Annotated in this window: 19 protein-coding genes; 11 read left to right on the top strand and 8 right to left on the bottom strand. The window is 38.6% G+C overall.

Features of this window, described 5'->3' with window-relative positions; all coding sequences use genetic code 11:
- Positions 1-12: 12 nt before the first annotated feature.
- Positions 13-1,062, bottom strand: a complete 1,050-nt coding sequence (locus AAV97_RS07875) for an NADP(H)-dependent aldo-keto reductase (protein WP_046760270.1) — start codon at positions 1,060-1,062, stop codon at positions 13-15.
- A 321-nt stretch (positions 1,063-1,383) separates the two neighbouring features.
- Positions 1,384-2,094, bottom strand: coding sequence for a cAMP-activated global transcriptional regulator CRP (gene crp / locus AAV97_RS07870; protein ID WP_004831157.1), 711 nt, complete (start codon positions 2,092-2,094; stop codon positions 1,384-1,386).
- Between the two features lie 151 nt (positions 2,095-2,245).
- Here crp and AAV97_RS07865 point away from each other — a divergent pair, with 151 nt between their 5' ends.
- Positions 2,246-2,668, top strand: a complete 423-nt coding sequence (locus AAV97_RS07865) for an OsmC family protein (protein ID WP_004831156.1) — start codon at positions 2,246-2,248, stop codon at positions 2,666-2,668.
- Between the two features lie 179 nt (positions 2,669-2,847).
- On the opposite strand, the gene AAV97_RS07860 is transcribed toward AAV97_RS07865, so the two are convergent.
- From AAV97_RS07860 to AAV97_RS07845, 4 genes are all read right to left on the bottom strand, one after another.
- A complete protein-coding gene (locus AAV97_RS07860; RefSeq protein ID WP_009583913.1) occupies positions 2,848-3,612 on the bottom strand; it encodes a peptidoglycan DD-metalloendopeptidase family protein in 765 nt (254 codons plus the stop codon).
- A 649-nt stretch (positions 3,613-4,261) separates the two neighbouring features.
- Positions 4,262-6,211 (bottom strand): family 2A encapsulin nanocompartment cargo protein cysteine desulfurase, encoded by a 1,950-nt coding sequence (locus tag AAV97_RS07855; RefSeq protein ID WP_046760269.1) that lies wholly within the window; start codon positions 6,209-6,211, stop codon positions 4,262-4,264.
- Positions 6,186-7,118 (bottom strand): family 2A encapsulin nanocompartment shell protein, encoded by a 933-nt coding sequence (locus AAV97_RS07850; RefSeq protein ID WP_046760268.1) that lies wholly within the window; start codon positions 7,116-7,118, stop codon positions 6,186-6,188. The genes AAV97_RS07855 and AAV97_RS07850 overlap by 26 nt, the downstream gene beginning before the upstream one ends.
- 147 nt (positions 7,119-7,265) lie before the next feature.
- The gene (locus tag AAV97_RS07845) at positions 7,266-7,754 is read right to left on the bottom strand and encodes a rhodanese-like domain-containing protein (protein WP_004831152.1); all 489 of its coding nucleotides are present in this window, start codon (positions 7,752-7,754) and stop codon (positions 7,266-7,268) included.
- Between the two features lie 273 nt (positions 7,755-8,027).
- Between AAV97_RS07845 and epsC the strand changes: the two genes are divergently transcribed.
- Positions 8,028-8,936, top strand: a complete 909-nt coding sequence (gene epsC / locus AAV97_RS07840) for a serine O-acetyltransferase EpsC (protein WP_004831151.1) — start codon at positions 8,028-8,030, stop codon at positions 8,934-8,936.
- A gap of 373 nt (positions 8,937-9,309) precedes the next feature.
- Here epsC and AAV97_RS07835 read toward each other — a convergent pair whose 3' ends face one another.
- The gene (locus tag AAV97_RS07835) at positions 9,310-10,410 is read right to left on the bottom strand and encodes a hypothetical protein (RefSeq protein WP_228136524.1); all 1,101 of its coding nucleotides are present in this window, start codon (positions 10,408-10,410) and stop codon (positions 9,310-9,312) included.
- Between the two features lie 308 nt (positions 10,411-10,718).
- Here AAV97_RS07835 and clpB point away from each other — a divergent pair, with 308 nt between their 5' ends.
- The 3 genes from clpB (at position 10,719) to AAV97_RS07815 (ending at position 14,730) form a co-directional block, all read left to right on the top strand.
- Positions 10,719-13,298, top strand: a complete 2,580-nt coding sequence (gene clpB / locus AAV97_RS07830; protein WP_046760266.1) for an ATP-dependent chaperone ClpB — start codon at positions 10,719-10,721, stop codon at positions 13,296-13,298.
- Between the two features lie 93 nt (positions 13,299-13,391).
- Positions 13,392-14,111: a tetratricopeptide repeat protein gene (locus AAV97_RS21385; RefSeq protein ID WP_081409728.1), complete on the top strand. Its 720-nt coding sequence runs from the start codon at positions 13,392-13,394 to the stop codon at positions 14,109-14,111.
- 154 nt (positions 14,112-14,265) lie between these two features.
- Entirely contained in the window at positions 14,266-14,730 is a 465-nt protein-coding gene (locus tag AAV97_RS07815) for a hypothetical protein (RefSeq protein ID WP_004831143.1), read from the top strand.
- Positions 14,731-14,741: 11 nt separating this feature from the next.
- Here AAV97_RS07815 and rlmKL read toward each other — a convergent pair whose 3' ends face one another.
- Complete coding sequence (gene rlmKL, locus AAV97_RS07810) at positions 14,742-16,946, bottom strand: bifunctional 23S rRNA (guanine(2069)-N(7))-methyltransferase RlmK/23S rRNA (guanine(2445)-N(2))-methyltransferase RlmL (RefSeq protein WP_046760265.1); 2,205 nt, start codon at positions 16,944-16,946, stop codon at positions 14,742-14,744.
- 230 nt (positions 16,947-17,176) lie between these two features.
- On the opposite strand from rlmKL, the gene AAV97_RS07805 reads away from it, so the two are divergent.
- From AAV97_RS07805 to AAV97_RS07780, 6 genes are all read left to right on the top strand, one after another.
- Positions 17,177-17,758, top strand: coding sequence for a LysE family translocator (locus tag AAV97_RS07805; protein WP_227567568.1), 582 nt, complete (start codon positions 17,177-17,179; stop codon positions 17,756-17,758).
- Between the two features lie 24 nt (positions 17,759-17,782).
- A complete protein-coding gene (locus AAV97_RS07800) occupies positions 17,783-18,100 on the top strand; it encodes a hypothetical protein (protein WP_046760264.1) in 318 nt (105 codons plus the stop codon).
- Positions 18,101-18,137: 37 nt separating this feature from the next.
- Complete coding sequence (locus tag AAV97_RS07795) at positions 18,138-18,440, top strand: hypothetical protein (protein ID WP_046760263.1); 303 nt, start codon at positions 18,138-18,140, stop codon at positions 18,438-18,440.
- Between the two features lie 120 nt (positions 18,441-18,560).
- On the top strand, positions 18,561-18,920 hold the full coding sequence (locus AAV97_RS07790; RefSeq protein ID WP_046760262.1) for a hypothetical protein: 360 nt from the start codon (positions 18,561-18,563) through the stop codon (positions 18,918-18,920).
- Between the two features lie 176 nt (positions 18,921-19,096).
- Positions 19,097-19,636 (top strand): hypothetical protein, encoded by a 540-nt coding sequence (locus AAV97_RS07785; protein WP_005029456.1) that lies wholly within the window; start codon positions 19,097-19,099, stop codon positions 19,634-19,636.
- Positions 19,637-19,729: 93 nt separating this feature from the next.
- The gene (locus tag AAV97_RS07780; RefSeq protein WP_004831135.1) at positions 19,730-20,746 is read left to right on the top strand and encodes an aspartate carbamoyltransferase catalytic subunit; all 1,017 of its coding nucleotides are present in this window, start codon (positions 19,730-19,732) and stop codon (positions 20,744-20,746) included.
- Position 20,747 lies beyond the last annotated feature (1 nt).

Raw genomic sequence — 20,747 nt, 5'->3', positions numbered from 1 at the left:
GCCTGAACCAAACTAAGGTGCTGGATTAGGTTGTTGTTTATGGATATCTTCGATTTCCGTTAAGATTTCTTCAGACAGATGAAGCTCGAAAGCATGAATATTTTCTTTGAGCTGTGAAAGTTGTGTTGCACCAATAATGGTGCTGCTCACAAAGAATTGCTGTTTAATAAATGCCAATGCCAATTGGGTTAGACTTAAACCGTGTTTTTCAGCAAGTCGCGCATATTGTTCTGTTGCCCAATCACTTTGAGGGTTGGTATAACGGCTAAAACGCGAAAATAAACTAATACGACCATCTGCAGGTCGTGCACCATGACGATATTTTCCTGTCAGGTAGCCAAATGCAAGTGGTGAATAAGCAAGTAAACCAACACTTTCAAACTGTGCAATTTCAGACATACCGACTTCATAGGTGCGATTTAACAAGCTATATGGGTTTTGTACACTGACAATTTTTTCTAACCCCAATTGCTCTGCGAGATGTAAAAATTTTAAGGTGCCCCATGGCGTTTCATTGGACAAGCCAATATGGCCAATACGTCCTTTTTTAACTTCATTTGAAAGCGCTTCTAATGTTTCTGCAAGTGGGGTAATGTTTTGAGTCAATGCCGCTTGCTGGTTGCCATAGCCTAAGGTACCGAAGAAGTTTGCAGGTCGCTGTGGCCAATGTAGTTGGTAGAGGTCAATATAATCGGTTTGTAAGCGTTTTAATGAACCATCAATTGCTGAACTAATTTCTGAAGCAATAAATTTTGTATGCCCATCACGGATTTGACTACCGCCTTGCTGTGGTCCAGCGATTTTTGTAGCAATGATGAGTTTGTCGCGTTGACCATTTTGAGCAATCCAATTGCCTATAATGGTTTCTGTTGAACCTTGAGTTTCAGGTTTGGGTGGAACAGGATACATTTCGGCTGTGTCCCAAAAATGAATATTTTGATCAAGTGCATAGGCGAGTTGTTCAAATGCTTCATTCTGAGTATTTTGTTCACCAAAAGTCATGGTTCCTAAACAAATTTCAGGTACCACCAAATCAGAATGACCTAAGCGATTTGATTTCATGTCAGATCCTTTAATGAGAGTTCAATATCTAATGTGAATAATAACGTAAATAAAATTTGATAAGCTGTTGAAATTATTTTTCTAATGACCAAAAGAAGATGAATTTATCTAAAAAATGTATAAGAAAGTATTTATCTTTATCCAATTCACTATTTAAACAGCACAAAGGGGATATGGACAAAAACTGTAGAGTTTAGACTTAAAAAGCAAACTCGAAAGTTTGCTTTTAAACAATATAAAGATGGTGTTATTTTGAGAATTTTGATATTTATCAAAGCCAAAAAATTGGTGATGTTTACTTCTCAAATCAACTTTTAAATTTTATTCATCATCATTGTTATATTCATCTTCAGAGAATTTAGACTCTTCTAAAGACGCATCAAAAATTAAAATTGCTTTACCATCAGTCTCGATCATACCTTGCTCTTCAAGCGTTTTTAATACACGCCCTACCATTTCACGTGAGCAACCTACGATGCGACCAATTTCTTGACGAGTAATACGAATCTGACGACCATTTGGTAAAATCATCGCTTCAGGTTGCGCAGAAAGATCAATCAAGCAACGTGCAATACGACCAGAGACATCAATAAATGCAAGGTCAGTTACTTTACGTGTTGTATTCTTTAAGCGACGAACAAGTTGTGCAAATACTGCATAACTTAAGTCAGGGTATTGTTTACTGATTTCGTGGAAATTGTCATATGAAATCTCTGCGATTTCACATACGTCACGAGTTCTGACTTCGGCTGTACGTTGTGGGTTTTGCTCAAATAAACCCATTTCTCCGAAAAAATCCCCAGGGTTCAAATAGGCAACAACGATTTCACGCTCATCATCTTCGCGTAAAATAATTGAAACTGAACCTTTTAAAATTAAATACAGTGATTTTGACTCTGAACCTGCATCAATGATTGTTGAGCGTTTAGGAAAACGATTGATGTGGGCTCTCTTGAGCAAAGCTTTGACTGACTCAGGTAATTGACCAGGTGACAAAGCATCTGTACTAAGTTGTGCAAAATTAGAAGACATGCTTAAAAATTCCGAATTGGATAATAACTAGATCTTTTGATCTAAATTGAACTCGTCACGTAGAAGCAGTAGAGATGAAATTCCTTATCAACTCATTTTATGCTAGTGTACAGGTACCCTGTAAATTTATAGCTTTTTTTAGGTAGTTGCAATGCAAACTAGCGTTCATTGGTTAGAGAATGTTGCTTTTCAAGCAAATTCAGAAAGTGGTCACCAAATTATTATGGATGGTTCTGCTGAATACGGTGGTGAAAACCGTGGACCACGTCCTATGGAATTGATATTAATGGGACTTGGTGGGTGTGCTTCATTTGATATTGTGACCATTTTAAAGAAATCGAGACAAAATGTAACGGATGTTGTTTGTCAGCTCAAGGCTGAACGTGCAGACACCATTCCAGCAGTATTTACTAAAATACATCTACATTTTGTCGTGACAGGGCATGATGTAAAAGATAAGCAAGTTGCCAAAGCTGTTGAATTATCAGCTGAAAAATATTGTTCGGCGAGTAAAATGTTGTCTGATGGCGGTGTTGAAATCACCCACGATTATGAAATTATCGCTGCTGAATAGCAAAATAAATCTAAAAAAAGCCAATAGTTTTATTGGCTTTTTTTTATTTTTTAGTATTTATAAAACGTGACTAGTGGAGTCAAAATTAAATAAAATAAATTATTACAAAATGTGTATTTTCTCCAAAAAAGCTATTTTTAGTGAGGAAATGGCTTAATTTCGCGATCTATTTGAGCAAATTAGTGGGTTAGAAAAAGCTGTGGATCAACACGTGCATTGTTGAGACTCATTCCCCAATGTAAATGTGGTCCTGTTACTCGTCCTGTTTTACCCACCAAACCAAGCAAATCACCTTGTTGTAATATTTGTCCTTTCTCAACATTTATTTTACTTAGGTGACAGAACATACTAATTAAACCTTGTCCATGATCAATCATGACAGTATTACCATTAAAGAAATAGTTGCCCGTTGCAACCACTTTTCCTGCCGCGGGTGCAATAACTTTTTGTCCAATTGGAGCAGGTATATCTAATCCAGAATGGGGTGCGCGTTCTTCGCCATTGAAAAAACGTTTGCGACCGAATGAATTGCTAAATTTACCTGCAGTTGGTCGGATGAAATTTGGGAAATCTTTCCATTGGGCTGGGCTAAATGTGCTATAGACGTCATTTTGCTCTTTGGCTTCTTGGCTATATCGATCAAGCTGTTGTTGATTTGGATTAACGTAATCCTGATTTTTTACATTTAGCCGTTGCTCAGCATACTTATAGGGTTGCACCTCAATATTGATTGGACCATTTGTGCTTTGCAGTTCTAAGTTGCCAACCTGAGCAGAAAGTGGAATACCAAACACAATATGATTCACCGAATTGGTCCCATCAACAACCAGTACGGGCTTGCCTTGATAACTCACATTCAACACTGTTTTTGGCACAGTAATCACCGCAATACCGCCTGCTCGACGTGAGTCTTGAGGTAGCGCAAAGCTTTGAGTTGTGATCATTAGGCTGCTTAAAATGAGGATTTTTTTGATTGAAAACATAATGCTGATACAAGATTTAATTTTTAGACAGTATCTGAGATTGTCCTAGCAAGCTCAAGCCCATGATTGTTAAATTATCAGCACTCCTGTTGATCGTTTAAACGCTTAGCATTTGTACTTGTGAGCATTTAAACCGACCAACTTTTAAATTGATCAAGCGCTTTCGAGTACAGTTTATAGGTTGGATTGGAGGGAGGATGAATTTGGTATATTTTTACGATCACATGCTAATGATCTAGCATGTGATTTATTAGGGTCTGTGGACAATTCTTCTATGTTTGCGACTAGGTGTGTTTTTTAGGCGATTCTAGGCGCGAAATACGAAATTTAGTCACTCTAAATGATGAGAAACACTGTTTCGCAAGGGAACGACGAAGCGACAAAAAACACGCTAGTCCGCGCTGCGCCTTGCGCTGCAAACAAAGCAGTGCTTTGTTCTTGCTCAGGGTTGTGGTTAAAATTATCTCAGGCTACGTTATGAAACTTAAAAATAGTCTCGCTATTCTCTTCATTTCCTTGCGGAGTATACTCCTCATACCTGCTCAATTTTAACCTACAACGCAAGCCATTTATGAAATGTCCACTGACCCTAAAAGAACTGCTTGGATATTCATTGATTTGCAAATGCAGACCGATAAGGTTTAGCTCGTCTTAATTGGTGCAATACTGAAACCAATACATCTATTTCTTCAGTGGTGTTATAGAACGCAAGTGAAGGGCGTACAGTCCGTTCGACACCAAAACGGCGTAAAATTGGTTGTGCGCAATGATGTCCCGTTCGTACAGCAACTCCATGCTGATTTAAAACTTTCCCTACCTCTTCAGTTTCATAACCTGCAAGGGTAAAAGACATCACACTGGCTTTATTTAAGGCTGTACCAATTAAACGTAAACCAGAAACACTTTGAAGTGCATGTTGACCGTACTCCAGTAAATCATGCTCATAGCGTGCGATGTTGTGGATGCCGATTCTTTCTATATATTCCAAAGCAGCGCCCAAGCCAACAGCATCAGCGATGTTTCCAGTACCAGCTTCGAATTTATTTGGAGCAGGCTGATAGATCACATGTTCAAAGGTGACATCCTGAATCATATTGCCGCCACCTTCCCAAACGGGCATGCTGTCGAGTAATTCTGATTTGGCATAAACAGCGCCGATCCCTGTAGGTCCAAAAACTTTGTGCCCAGAGAATACAAAGAAGTCAGCGTCTAAGCTACTCACATTGGTTGGAACATGAGAAACCGATTGCGCGCCATCAATTAAGACCCGTACACCAGCAGCATGTGCTAAAGCGATAATTTCTTGAGTTGGCGTCACCGTACCAAGTGCATTGGATACTTGAGTGATTGAAACAAGCTTAGTCTTTGGATTGAGGAGTTTGATAAATTCATCAATCTGAATCTGACCCGTATCATCGACAGGGATTACCCGCAGCTTAGCACCACTTTCTTGAGTCAGTTGGTACCAGGGGACAATATTGGCATGATGTTCCAAATGCGAGACAATGATTTCATCTCCCGCTTGAATATTTTGTTTTCCCCATGATTTTGCAATTAAATTAATGCCTTCGGTTGTGCCTCGGACAAAAACAATATTTTTAGCAGAAGCTGCACCGATAAAGCGAGCAACCACATCACGTGCATGTTCATAGGCATCACTGGCACGTGCTGCGAGTTCGTGTGCAGCACGGTGAATATTCGAATTTTCATGCTGGTAAAAATAAGAAATTCGATCAATAACTGCCTGTGGTTTATGGGTGGTTGCTGCATTATCCAACCAGATCAAAGGCTGACCATTGACACGCTCTTGCAAAATTGGAAAGTCTTTTCGAATTTGCAGAATATCCAATGGCTGATAATTTTGACTCTGAGTGGGTATTTGCTTATCTGAATGTGGACGAACAGATTCAATTGTGGGTGATTGAAGAAAGTAATAGCCTGATTCAGACGTCGCAGGTTTGTCATTACGATCTTCTATCGTGCTTTTTAGATGATGGTCATTTGTCACATGATAATCATCAAAGGCATAGGGATTTTTAACTCCTTTTGTTTGGCTGATGTTGTGTTGTAGATTTTCAGCATCAACACTTTCATTTTGAGCGAAATCCAAAAAATAAAAAGCGGATTGTGATGGTGTTGCGGATGTTGCTGGCGGAGTAGAGGGGAGTGCAGACGTTGAATTTAAGGCTAAATTCCAATCAGGTGTGACCGTGAATGGGTCTGGCGTATTCGCTCCTCCAATAATTGGCGCCGAAGATAGAATGCGACGTTCAGGATGATCTGTCGTAGGTTCTACATAATGTTGCGTAGATTTCGGGTTTAAATGAGCTTGTTGCACAATAGCAGGGATACGACCTGATAAAGCTGCTATTGGATCTTTTGGCTGTGGTGTATGGCTCTGCCCGAGCACTTGATCAGGCAGCTCAAAATTCAAAGCTTGTTTTTTTTGCTGTGGTAATGCCGCAAACAATTCATTTGCCAACTGGGTAATCACAGATTCATGGATTGGTGCATCTTGTGTTGCAGCAGATGAATTATTTGTAGGTTGTTGGATAGTCATGGTATTTATCTACCTCCACATCTTCAAGTACAGCAAGCGCATCATCTGTAAGCACAGCAAGTGAGCAATATAACGAAATTAAATATGAAGCAATGGCATTGCGATTGATGCCCATAAAGCGGACTGAAAGTCCTGGTGCTTGTTCACCCGCAAGACCAGGTTGGAATAGTCCGACGACACCTTGACGTTTTTCTCCGACACGTAACAGGATGATTTTGGTTTTGCCGTCTTCCACTGGGATTTTATTGGAAGGAATTAACGGAATACCACGCCATGTAATAAATTGAGAACCAAACAAGCTGACAGTCGGTGGTGGTACGCCACGGCGAGTACATTCACGACCAAATGCAGCAATTGCATCAGGATGCGCCAAGAAAAAACCTGGTTCTTTCCAAACCTTGCGTAATAGGTCATCCAAATCATCGGGTGTTGGGGCGCCTGTCAAGGTTGAAAGGCGTTGTTCATCTGCAACACTCGCTAATAGCCCGTATTCAGGGTTATTGATCAACTCACTTTCTTGGCGCTCTTTAATCGTTTCTATAGTCAGGCGTAATTGTTCTTTAATTTGATCGTGAGGGCTACTGTATAAGTCTGAAACACGGGTATGAATATCGAGTACGGTTGAAACCCCATTTAAAAAATATTCACGAGGATTAAGCTCATAATCCACAAAGGTTTGTGGAAGTGTCGCTTCATCACGTTGGGTGCAGGCAACTTGAATATCATCTGTATTGCTGACTTTGTTGACTCGGTAAATACCAGCTTCTACAGGTGTCCATTGTAATAAATGCGTTAGCCATCGTGGCGTAATTGTTGAAAGTTGAGGAACGGTTTTGGTTGCATTTGCCAGTTGGCGAGCAGCCTGATCATTGAGTGCTTGGCGTGTGACTTCTTGGTTCTTAGCCATGTTTTAATCCTTGGTGATATGAATTGATGGTTGATTACAATTTGTTTAAGGTGTCTATTGTTATCATCTCCAGTAAAATCAGAGTGCTGTTATGAATGCTTCATATTTTGAATTTTTTAAAATATGTATAAGGAATAACTTCGAAAGCTATTCTTGGCGCCAAGGCAATCCATGAAAGCGCCAACCGTTGAATACCCCGCGATGATTGTTTTCATCCAAGTCACCTTCAAAGCCTTGTTCAATGTTATAAATATTTTCAAAACCAGCATTGAAAGCGACATTGGCTGCCGCTGCGGAACGTTTACCACTTCGGCACAGTAAAAGAATGATTTTATCTTTGCCCACTTTGCTTTCGAGTTCTTTGGCAAAACGCGGATTACGGTTTAATGCAGTTCCAGTAGCCCAGGGGATGTGAATGGTACCTTCAACAAAACCGACAAATTTTCGTTCTTCATTGGTGCGAACATCGACAATTTCGACATGACCAGCTTGATACAATGCCCAAGCTTCGTGCGGTAAAATCGTACCTGTAAACTCTAAATAATGGTCTTCAACACGTTGTTGCGCTTGTTCAAAAATCTTTTCAATTTGTGCTTGAGTTAATTCGTTAAAATGTTGTTGGTTTAAACTGGTCATTTCAATTGCCTTTCTTCTGACTTAAATTTGTATTTAAGCTTTGATGTATCAGATGTATTGATAACAACTATAAACATTTTGTATATTCTATAAATTAATAAAAAATGGATTGCTTATTCTTATTTTGAAATAAAGATTGAATTATTTTTTACAGATATGCTTATATGAATTATGTTTATCTACCATATTGTGAATAAAATAGTATTTAGATGAATAATAAAATTTCATGTGAGGTTTTTTAGATCATGGAACGTCTTTTAGGTAGGTAAACATATGACCCAATGGAATATCCAAAATATTGTGGATGAGTTACAAGAAGCTCGGAATGAATGGCGCACCCAACGTAAAAGTCTCAAAGACTTTGGAGGGAGGGAATTACCGTCAAAAGACGAAATTAAGAAGATTATGAATGACCTATGTGGCATTTTATTCCCTATGCGTTTGGGACCACATGATTTACGACAACAAAGTGAAAATTTTTATATTGCACATACACTTGAAAAAACTTTGCATTCCTTACTTGAGCAAGTCAAACTCAATTTAACCTATGATTATAAATATAAAAAACATAATGAAAATGCAGATGTCATTGACGTGTTGGCGCAAAGTATTGTCAGTGAATTTGCGCAAAAACTGCCTGATATACGCCGTATTTTGGATACAGATGTGATAGCTGCTTATGATGGTGATCCTGCGGCACGTAGTGTGGATGAGGTGTTGCTATGTTATCCGGGAATTTTGGCAATCATTTATCATCGTGTTGCCCACGAATTTTATAAAAAAGATTTATCTCTATTGGCACGTTTAATTGCTGAAATTGCGCATTCAAAAACAGGAATCGACATTCATCCAGGCGCACAAATTGAACAAGGTTTCTTCATCGATCATGGTACAGGTGTGGTGATTGGAGAAACGTGTATTATTGGAAAAAATGTCCGAATTTATCAAGCAGTCACTTTGGGTGCTAAGCGTTTTGAAGTCGATGATAGTGGACGTTTGCAGAAAGAATATGCCCGTCATCCAATTGTTGAAGACAATGTGGTGATTTATGCAGGTGCGACCATTCTTGGACGTATCACGATCGGTCAAGGCGCCGTGATTGGTGGTAACGTGTGGATTACTCAAAGTGTTGCTGCAAATAGTGCGGTTTCGCAGAGTTCGGCAACCAAGACAGAAGTATAGCCAATCTCATCGTATTTATGATGATCTTGATTGAGATTCTATAGTTCAACGCTGATTATCGATACAAGTGATTCGATTTAAATCATTCCTATTCAAAAAGCTTGATGCTTTTATACAAATTATTAGTTATTACAAGCTCTTGGAGAATGACTTTTTTGCATTTTTGAATCGCCGATTTTCTTTCTATTGTGAGGCGACATGGATGTTGCCATGTTGAGCGAGTGTATATGAGCAAAAACAAAGCACTGCTTGTTTGCAGCACAAGAATGCTATTCAAGAAAGAATGGATAAGCAAAGAGAAGCATTGATTTTATTGATCACAAGAAATTATATTTTTACTGTATGGGCTTTTTAAGCAGATTGACTATATTTGCTAAGACAAAGGAATAATGTAATAAGTTTGAGCATTGATCACGATGAGATCATTGCTAACGCGATAAATCTGTGCTGCTTCAAGCGGCAGTTTAAACTGTATTGTTTTGCCATGTTGCTGAATTTCAAATACATCATAGCCAATCGGTGTAAACCAAAAAATATAGTGATTTCCTGAGCCTTGGACATCATCAATACTTTGATATTTTAGGTATTTATCGTTTGAAATTATTGGTTTAGGGGCTTTCTTACATTCAGGTAACTCAATCGAATGTTCTAATTTTGGAAGAAATCTGGAAAAATCTTGACTAAAAATATAGTTTTTTGAGGTTTTTATGAGTTGTGTTTCTTCATCAATCACTTGATAACACTCGGCTTGCTGCTGTTGTAAGTATTGTTTTAACTTTGCAATCATCGCTAAATTAAATGGTTCTGCAGGTTGAACTCGATAATTATTGGGTGAAAAGTTACGTTGTGGTTGTTCAGGCTGAGTTCTAAAAATATCTATTATATTTTGAATAAAAGATTGTTCCTGCTGTTTTTGCTCTTGTTTGACTTTCTCGGCTTCTTTTTCTGAGACATATTGAGGGTCGAAATAAACCATGATGTCATGTTCTGAAACTTTTTTTTGATAAGTTTTTTCCTGTACCATTTGCTCCAATAGTGCATAAGCAAATTGATCATAAGAAAAGGTACTTAGTTGAGTAAAAGTTTGGGTCTGCGCATTGAAAAGATAAGCTTGAGTGGACGACTGATAATCGGCTTGAAAAATTCTTATAGTCACTAAAAATTGATTTTGACCTAAATATTCAATTTGTTGGATCAACTGCCGGGGTGAAGACGAGACAAAATATGCCGGAAGCTGTTGATGGGTACGTAAATCATAACTACAAATTTTTAAATCCCGTTTGGGTTGATTGACTCTTTCAAATATCGAACAATCATACACAATAAAATTTTCATTCAAAACTTTTAAGATTGTGTCAGCAGGCGATTCAAACCATTTAAATTCTAGATCTGATGTTTCAGGTGTTAATTCTTGAATATGTTTATGTGGAAATTTATCGCTGTTCGGCGATTGATAGCCACAAGCATTTAACATGCTTATAGTGAATAGTACCGACAATAATTTACTGAAATTCAACATTGTTATTGTTCTAAAAAATCTTAATAGTGCTTACTCTAAAGCATATCGTTGAAAATACAAACGCTTAAAGGTCATACGCAATATTTTTGCTTAAATTGACTTGAAAAAGATAAATTTAGCACAAATATTAATACTGAAATATATCCTGAATATTTTAGTAAGTTTTTGAAAAACATATAAATTATTTTTTAAATTTAGTTGAAATCTATAAAACTGTTCCCATCTATTATTCAAGTACAAATTTGTTGTGAGGAATAACAAGAATGCGATTTGAAAAATTTACGAACCGCTTACAGCAAGCTTTATCAGATGCACAATCTCAGGCAATGGGTAATGACAATACCGCCATTGAAGGTATTCACATTCTTTCAGTGTTATTGGATGAACCTTCAAACCTGAGTCTGTTACAACAGGCGGGTGCAAATATCCCTGAGTTAAAAGCAAAGTTGCAGAAAGCGTTGGCGGATGCGCCAAAAATTGGAACACCAACTGGAGATATCAACCTCAATCCTGAGGCTGTTCGAGCATTGAATTTAGCAGACAGCTTTGCCCAAAAAGCAGGTGATGAGTTCTTATCTACAGATTGGGTCATCTTGGCATTGGCTGAAACAGGTGCAACCAAAACATTATTAACTGGCGTAGGTGTGACCACTGAAAAACTACGCAAAGCGATTGAAAATATTCGAGGGGGTGAACAAGTGATGGCAAATAACCATGAGGATCAACGAGATTCACTCAATAAATATACAATTGATCTAACTGCTCGTGCTGCAGAAGGAAAACTTGACCCTGTGATTGGTCGTGATGAGGAAATTCGTCGTACCATTCAAGTATTGTCACGTCGTACCAAAAATAATCCAGTGCTTATTGGTGAGCCGGGTGTCGGTAAAACTGCGATTGTCGAAGGTTTGGCGCAACGTATTATCAATGGTGAAGTACCAGAAGGTTTAAAAGGCAAACGTGTCTTGTCCTTAGACCTGGGTTCATTATTGGCTGGTGCGAAATATCGTGGTGAGTTTGAAGAGCGTTTAAAAGCTGTTTTAAAAGATCTCGCGAAATTTGATGGTGAAATCATCCTGTTTATCGATGAACTACATACGCTCGTGGGTGCGGGTAAAGGTGATGGCGCAATGGACGCTGGGAATATGCTAAAACCTGCGTTAGCACGTGGTGAGTTACGTTGCGTAGGTGCAACGACTTTGGATGAGTACCGTCAATTTATTGAAAAAGATGCTGCGCTTGAACGTCGTTTCCAAAAAGTATTGGTAGATGAACCAAGTGTGGAAGATACCATCGCAATCTTACGTGGTTTAAAAGATAAATATGCGACCCATCATGGAGTGCAAATTCTTGACTCCGCGATTATTGCTGCAGCGAAAATGTCGCATCGCTATATTACAGATCGTCAATTGCCAGACAAAGCGATTGATTTGATTGATGAAGCGGCATCGCGTATTAAAATGGAAATTGACTCTAAGCCAGAAGCACTAGATCGTTTAGACCGTCGTTTAATCCAGTTGAAGATGCAATTGGAAGCGGTTAAGAAGGATGCGGATTCAGTCAGTAAGGCTGAAGTTGAGCATTTGGAAAAACAAATTGCTGAAGTTCAGAAAGAATACAGTGATTTGGAAGAAGTTTGGATTGCAGAAAAACGTTTGGTTGACGGCACTAATCAGGCGCAAATTGAACTTGATAAAGCTCGCACAGCGTTTGAAAAAGCGCAACGTGAAGGTGACTTGGCTGAAGCAAGCCGTTTGCAATATGGTGTGATTCCAGAGTTGCAAAAACGCTTGAATGAAGAAGAAGTTGCGGAAGTGAATGAAGAGCCAAAACTGATTCGTACCAAAGTGACTGAAAACGAAATTGCAGAAGTTGTCAGTGCTGCAACAGGTATACCAGTGTCCAAAATGCTACAAGGTGAACGTGAGAAACTGCTTCATATGGAAGACTTCTTGCATAACCGTGTCGTTGGTCAGGATGAGGCTGTTGTGGCAGTCGCAAATGCGGTGCGCCGTTCACGTGCCGGTCTTTCCGATCCGAATCGCCCAAGTGGGTCATTCTTGTTCCTTGGACCGACAGGTGTGGGTAAAACCGAGCTTACCAAAGCTTTAGGCAACTTTTTATTTGACAGTGATGATGCGATCATTCGAATTGACATGTCAGAATTTATGGAAAAGCATTCGGTCAGTCGTTTAGTTGGTGCGCCTCCAGGCTATGTCGGATACGAAGAAGGCGGTGTATTGACTGAAGCTGTACGTCGTAAGCCATATAGCGTGGTGTTGTTTGATGAGGTGGAAAAAGCACATCCAGATGTATTTAACATCTTATTGCAGGTGCTTGATGATGGGCGTTTGACAGATTCTCAAGGTCGTGTGATCGACTTTAAGAATACGGTTATCGTGATGACGTCTAACTTAGGTTCAAGTGATGTTCGTGAGTTGGGTGAAGGTGCAAGCGATGAAGATGTTCGAGCAACAGTGATGAATGCCGTTTCTCAGCATTTCCGTCCAGAATTCATCAACCGTATAGATGAATTGGTGGTGTTCCACTCATTGAAAAAATCGCAGATTCGAGGCATTGCGGATATTCAATTAGATCGTTTACGCGCACGTTTAGCTGAACGTGATATTCGTTTAAATGTTGATGATCAAGCGTTTGACATTCTGATCGATGCTGGTTTTGATCCTGTATATGGTGCGCGTCCACTCAAACGTGCAATCCAACAGCAGGTTGAGAACCCATTGGCGCAAAAAATCTTGTCAGGTGTATTTACAGCGGGTGATACCATCTTGATCAGTGCTGAAAATGGTGAGCTTGATTTTGGGAAATTAAAACTCAGCTAATCGAGTCATGTACCAAAGATAAAAAACCAACCGTTATAAGACGGTTGGTTTTTTTATGTTATAAGAAATCTATATATCAACGGCGAATATTCAATGAATAAAAAAACTTATATCCTATTATTTTCAATTTTATGTTTTAACCCTTTGGCACAAGCCTTACCTGAAAGAACATTTGAAGAAATGATCAAACGATCAGAACAGGGGGATCCAGAAGCAATGTATCAATATGCTGACTTTTTATTACATCGCGAAGATGAGGCATCCCAAAAAAACGGGGCAGCATTGATGCTAAAGTCGGCTCAAGGAGGGTTTTGGCTAGCATTTTCAGTTGTTGGTGATTTCTTTAAATATGGTTTTACGGTCAAGCAAGATCCTTCCAAAGCTGTAGAGTGGTATAAAAAATCAGCAGAACAGGATGATCCAGCAGGACAGAATAATTTAGGGCTTGCTTACTATACAGGTGAGGGCATATCGCAAAATAAAGCCTTGGCTGCAAAATGGTATCAGAAATCTGCTGAACAAGGCGATGCCAATGCACAACGTAATCTTGCCCTCATGAATCTATATGGGGATGGAATAACAAAAAATGAAAAGCAAGCATTTCAATGGATGTTGAAATCTGCTGAGCAGGGCGATGAGGATGCTCAAAACAGTGTTGGGCAGATGTATCTGGAAGGTAAGGGTGTTGCTGCAAACGTAACGTTGGCAGTGCAATGGTTGAAGCGTTCTGAAGCACAAGGTAACCGTTATGCACACCAGCAGTTATGGGAAATGTGTAATGCAGGCAGAATTACAGCGGAATGTGTTGATTAGTTCTGTTTGAACCCATTTCAGCCAGTAAGCGGGCTTATTTAACAGATAAGCCTAATCTGTTTTACCTATTATCGGGTTTTCTGATCGTTTGATTGCAACATTTGTTAAAAATTGATAATTTTTAGACAGGAATAATAAGAAAGGGAAGTTGATCATGACGATCAAAATAAAGGAAAAATCTGATTATTTAAAGCTACTGACGATGTTGTTAATGGCACTGGGTTCGGCTGAGATATTGGCAAATCAATTGGATGACCAAGATCTTGCAGAACAGTCTGTAGGTGTAGTAAAGCTTTCGCCGATTATTATTCAAGCCGTTAAACAGGATGCTCAACAATCTGTAGATGAGCAAAAAGATTTACATCATAAGATCGCGCAACAACAAGCAGATGCAGCAAAAAAGGATGAAATATATTCTACTGTATTGACTGATTTTGAGTGGCAAAAAAAAGACCCTGATCCGAATAAACCGGGGGATAAATATATTACCCCATTAGAAAAATATAAAATTATCGATATTGGATTTAACCCTTATCAACGCCACGATGTTCGTATCACAACACAAGATCGGGTGACCTTGTATATTGGTCATGAAGTTGACCCCGTGGCGTATAAATAGCGAGAAAAAAATTAAACAGGGAAGTGTTTAATTTTCCAAGCTCTGTGGATTTTTTGATTACGTTTAAAATCTAAACCAATGGTTTCATTGCTGATTTCTTGCACATCAAACATAGCCTCAATTTCTTCATCCATCTCAAAACCACGATAGTTATTTGAGAAATATAAAGTCCCTTCGGTCGTTAAGCGGTTCATTGCTCGTTTAAGTAATGAGATATGATCACGTTGAACATCGAATGTACCGTAGAATTTTTTTGAGTTAGAGAAAGTTGGAGGATCAATAAAGATCAAGTCATATTGTTCATGACCCTCTTTGAGCCATTCAAAACAATCGCTTGAGAAAAATTGGTGTTGTTCATCAGCATGATCTACGGTCAGACCATTCAGTACAAAGTTTTCTTTAGACCAGTTTAAGTAAGTATTGGATAAGTCCACACTGGTTGTACTAGCAGCACCCCCTAAAGCGGCATGCAAACTTGCAGTCGAGGTGTAGCTGTATAGGTTAAGGAAATGTTTGCCTTTGGCTTCTGCTGCGATGCGTAAGCGCATTTGACGATGGTCTAAGAATAATCCTGTATCTAAATAATCAGTTAAATTGACCAGAATTTTAGCTTTACCTTCCTGAACGATAAAGCGTTTAGACGCAGTACTTTGTTTGGTGTACTGCGCTTTACCTTCTTGACGCGCACGGGTTTTGATAAAAATTGCATCACGACCTAAACCTGTTACCGCACGGATCGAGGCTAAAGCAAGATTAAAACGCTTTTTGGCTTTTTCAGGATCAATTGATTTCGGTGGCGCATATTCTTGGACATGCAAACGATCACCATAAAGGTCAACTGCAACATTAAAATCAGGTAGATCCGCATCGTAAAGTCTTAAGCAATAAATATTTTCTTTGACTGCCCATTTCTTTAAAGCTTGCATGTTTTTTTGCAAACGGTTGGTAAAGTCTTCAGCACCTTCAATCTTTTCAAATTGTTGAGGTTGCCAATCTGCAAGGAAGGGCTTACTGACTGTTGCTGGTTTAATATCACCAAAACGAACATAAATCGGTAATTTACCATTCATCAAACGTAAAATCTGTGGATTGTTGAAAGCCAATACATCAGCTTGTTCAACTGCTGCAGCTATAACAGCTGCATATTGATTTGGGAAATTCTTTTGTAAAAGCGCAGATAGACCTAAATATAATGCTCGATTTGAAGCTTTATCTCCCAAACGCTCACCATAAGGAGGGTTGGTGACAACAAAGGATGTTTTACCTTCAGCATGGAAGTCTGGCCAATCTGCTAATGTACGTTCTTCGATTTGAATTTGATCGAGTTGCTGTTCAAAACCTGCCGCAATAATATTTTGCTTGGTGGCTTTTACAGCTTCCCAATCTGCATCATAAGCATAGAATTTTGGTAAAGGTTGTTGTAATGCAGCTTGATGACGGTCTGCGGCTTCAGCTTTGATCGACATCCAGAGTTCATGGTCATGCCCATTCCAACCATTGAAACCAAAACGACGGATTAAACCTGGCGCACGGTCAGTCAGAATCATTAGTGATTCAATGATAAACGTACCTGAACCACACATTGGGTCAAGTATGATTTCTGGGTGACGTTCTTTCAATTTGGCTTTTTGTAAGATGGCTGCGGCTAAATTCTCTTTAATCGGTGCATCGGTCATGTAACGGCGATAGCCACGCTTATGTAGAGAATCGCCAGATAAGTCTAGGCAGTAGGTATGTTCAGTTTTGCCTGCAAGTACATATAAGGTAATTTCAGGTTGCTTAATATCAATGCTTGGGCGTTTACCCACTGCTTCCATGAAAGAATCAACCACGCCATCTTTGACACGTAAGGTCGCGAATTGAGTATTGACCTTGATATCACGTTCAACGTGTAGGCGAATGGCAAAAGTACTTTGTGGTGCAAAAATTAACGACCAATCAAAGTTGATCGCACCTTCATAAAGTTCTTCAGCAACGTCACGTGCATCATGCGTAAATTCAAGTTCATGTGTATGAATAGGCGTGAGCACACGTGAAGCAAGGCGTGACCACATACAAATACGGTAAGCATCTTCAAGTTTACCCTTAAAGACCAAACGTCCAGGAAATTTTTCAATATTATGAATCCCTAAACCTTGAATTTCTTCTTGCAGTAAGGTTTCTAGTCCATCTGCACAGGTAACCCAATATGTAGAAAGACGCGGTTTCGAATTCATGAATATTTCCAAAGACATTAAAGCAATCGCATATTTTAGCGTATTTTGATGACGAAAACTTGTGGATTGTGCCAAGAAGATCGAATTTTTCCAAAAACCTTAAAATTCTTTCAAAGATTGTGGTGATTTGCTTGAAATATATTCAAATATCCATATCTAACCAAGATCAAATCAAGAAATTTAAAAAAATGCTGAGTCTTATTCTTTCAATGTTCATTTTTTCACTTTCGATGTCCATATCGCCAGGACCTGTAAATTTAACCATTTTAACCAGCAGTATGAATTATGGCGCTAAACGCAGCTTTGGTTTTATTTCAGGCGCAACAATTGGCTTTACTTTGCTATTGGCATCAGTCTGTTTTGGTCTATATCAAATCATCGTGGTTTATCCTTTGCTATTGGATATTATTACTGTATTGGGTACAGTTTTACTGTTATGGATTGGGCTAAATATTCTGCGCGCAGAAGGCACAACGATTTCTACCCAAAGCCATGCTCAAACTAAAATTCCCACATTTATGCAAGGTGCATTGATGCAGTGGCTTAATCCAAAAGCATGGATTGCGGCTGTAGCAGGTACGGGTTTGTTTTCAACAGGTCAAATCGAAAATGCTTTGCTGATTTTTGTGCTGATTTATTTTGTGGTGTGTTATTTATCATTAGTGCTGTGGGGAGTTGTGGGGCAAAAATTAGCAAACTTTTTAAACACAGGAAATCGCGCACGAATTTTTAATGTAGCGATGGGATTGGTACTTATTTTTATCTCAATAGAAATGTGTTGGACATATTTTTATCATTCACCTGCTTTATAAGATCATTATCTAGAGAGCTTGGACATGTCAGCTGAATTTTATGTCACCTTTCAGCCTGAAGATTGGTATCGAATAAATCGCCAATCGGTGATTCAAATCGCTCAGCAATTGCAGAGCTATCAATTCCTCCAATCAAATATTGTTTATTTAAAAGCAACCACAGTGACAGAAAATGCATGGGAATATGATGTTCGTTTGATTTTTGAAGCATCCCAAATTCTATTGGAAATATCTGCAATGAATGATCAACTCAGACAAGAAATAAAAGCTTTTTTGGCTTTATTCGGTCAACATGTTCAGGTTGATGTGATCGATGACGATGGAGAGCAAACAACGTGGTAACTTGGAATTCATCAGTGAACAAAATAATTAACCTGTCATGCTAAAACAAAAGCAAGTCTTTGAAGTATTGATTGATTGGTATACACCTGAGAATGGTGGACGTCAGCATATCCCACAACATGGTGTTTATTACTGTACAACAGAGATTTTGCACAAGCATAAGATCAATACTTGGAGTATTGCGCTTAAAATGAATGCAATGTCTCCTTATGAAGCAGAAATGTGGTTTTTGTTTGATCATGATGAACGTCATATACACATTGGGCAATTATTCAATTTATTGGAAGGACCTAGATGTGTCGGTCAAATCATGATTCAACGACTTAAAGATTCTGATTGATTGAACTTTTTAAAAGATGACAGCTGTTAGAATTTAAAATTGGTATATAAATTGCTTAGTTATTCATCGTATTGGTCAGTGTGCTGATGTTAAAAAATTAAATGAATACAGGGGATTTTTATGCAACCAGTCAATAACAATCGATTTATTGCACATGCAGATGCATTTTCAATTGGAACACTCATTTTAACCAGACTTAGACGTGTAACAGGGCGCGTCATAGATGTGATGTATTTGGTTGACAATAAAAGCTATGCGCAGTATGTCATTGATATATCTTTAGCAACTCAAGATGCTGAGCTCAATCGACATGCTTTACGTTTACAGCATTTACTTGATCAAGAACAACCAGATTTAGATACAACCGTTGACCGGATAGAACAGGGTTCAGCATCTGAAGAAGGCTATGTTTCTGGTGCAACGGAAGAAGAAATATATCGTGCACAAGTTTCTCATCACTATATTGGTGCATTGAGATAATACAAAATTAAAAGCTTTAAGTATAAAGATGGTCGGGCTTAAAGCTTTACGCATTTGAAACAGTAAATATCCCATTCAACTTATAAGCTGATAAAAATCATAATAATCATAGAGTATAGACTTTGAGTTATAGTAAGTTTAATACGGAAATCAGCAAATATTTAAAAAGACATCAAATGATTTATTCAGGTACAGCAGATGAATCATTCGCTCAAACAGCGCGACGTTTGGCAGATTATAAACTGGCAAAAGATGCAGTTTTTCGACAATGGTTGGACAATAAAAAGTTTAAAGAATTGATTTCGTGCGCACATGGTCGTTGGTATCCTTATGAGGAATTTACATTACCACTAGCACAGTATTTTGCAGAGCAACATGATTTAGCTCATTTAAAATTTTTGTGTGAACATGAAATCCGTTTTCGACTAGAAGATACGCTGAATTGTCTAAAACGAGTCAAAGAATTTGATACGGCATTAACAAATAGCCAAATATTGGAATATGACCTAACCCATGTAGATCCTGAAAAATATCATCCGATTCAGGAGTTGTTTAAATGGCGAGATAAAGCACTGAATAGATTAGACAGTTATCTTGAACTTTTAAAAGATCAATCCGACCAAGACTATATTGAACTGATCAGACAATTAAAACAAAAGCTATTGCAAATGGATGTGAAGCAGTCTGATTTGAAATTGATCAAATTTAAAATTTGATCAATATTTTTAGCGTTATTTGCCCAAAACTTCGTCTGCCAAAGAAAAGGAAAATCTGTATAATACGTTAACTTAACCTCTAAGGAATCTCTCATGCACTTGGCGGCATTGCATACACCGAGCCAGATTCAACTCAATAATGATGGAAACTTAAAGCATTTCCTGACCATCGAAGGTCTTTCTAAAGAAACCCTCACTAAAATTCTAGATACAGCCCATTCTTTTATAAATGATCAAAATCAACTGATAACGACACCGCTTTTAGAAGGTCGTACAGTGATGAATCTGTTTTTTGAAAACTCAACTCGTACCCGTACCACTTTTGAAGCTGCTGCAAAGCGCTTGTCAGCCAATGTACTGAATATTGATATTGCACGTTCAAGTACTTCAAAAGGTGAAACATTACGTGACACACTTTGGAATTTAGAAGCAATGGCAGCTGATATTTTCGTGGTGCGTCATTCTTCTTCAGGTGCTGCTCACTTTATCGCAGAAACTGTATGTCCTCATGTTGCTATTATCAATGCAGGTGATGGACGTCATGCACATCCAACTCAAGCAATGTTGGATATGTTGACCATTCGCCGTGAAACTAAAAAGAATTTTGAAGATATTAGCCTCGCAATTATTGGCGATATTAAACATTCTCGTGTGGCTCGTTCAGACATTGCTGCTTTACAAACGCTCGGCTGTAAAGATATCCGTGTCATTGCCCCAAACACATTATTGCCTCATGGTTTTGATGAATATGGTGAAGGTGTACGTCTATTCAATAAAATGGATGAAGGGGTTAAAGATTGCGATGTGATCATTACCTTACGTATTCAAAATGAACGTATTGATTCACCCGCTTTGTCTTCACAAGCTGAGTTTTACAAAATGTATGGTTTGAACAAAGAACGCCTTGCTTTGGCAAAACCAGATTGTATCGTGATGCATCCTGGACCTATGAATCGTGGTGTAGAAATTGATTCCAGCATTGCGGATGGGGATCAATCGGTGATTCTTCATCAAGTGACCAACGGTATTGCAGTTCGTATGGCTGTTTTGGCGCTGGCAATGCAAGGTCAGTTGCAGGAAAAAGGTTTATTAGACGCGATTGCAGTTTAAG

It is taken from the genome of Acinetobacter sp. Ag2, assembly GCF_001005515.1.
Lineage (GTDB): Bacteria > Pseudomonadota > Gammaproteobacteria > Pseudomonadales > Moraxellaceae > Acinetobacter > Acinetobacter bereziniae.
Note: the sequence above shows the minus strand (reverse complement) of the source record. Positions and strands in the feature narration are given on the sequence as shown.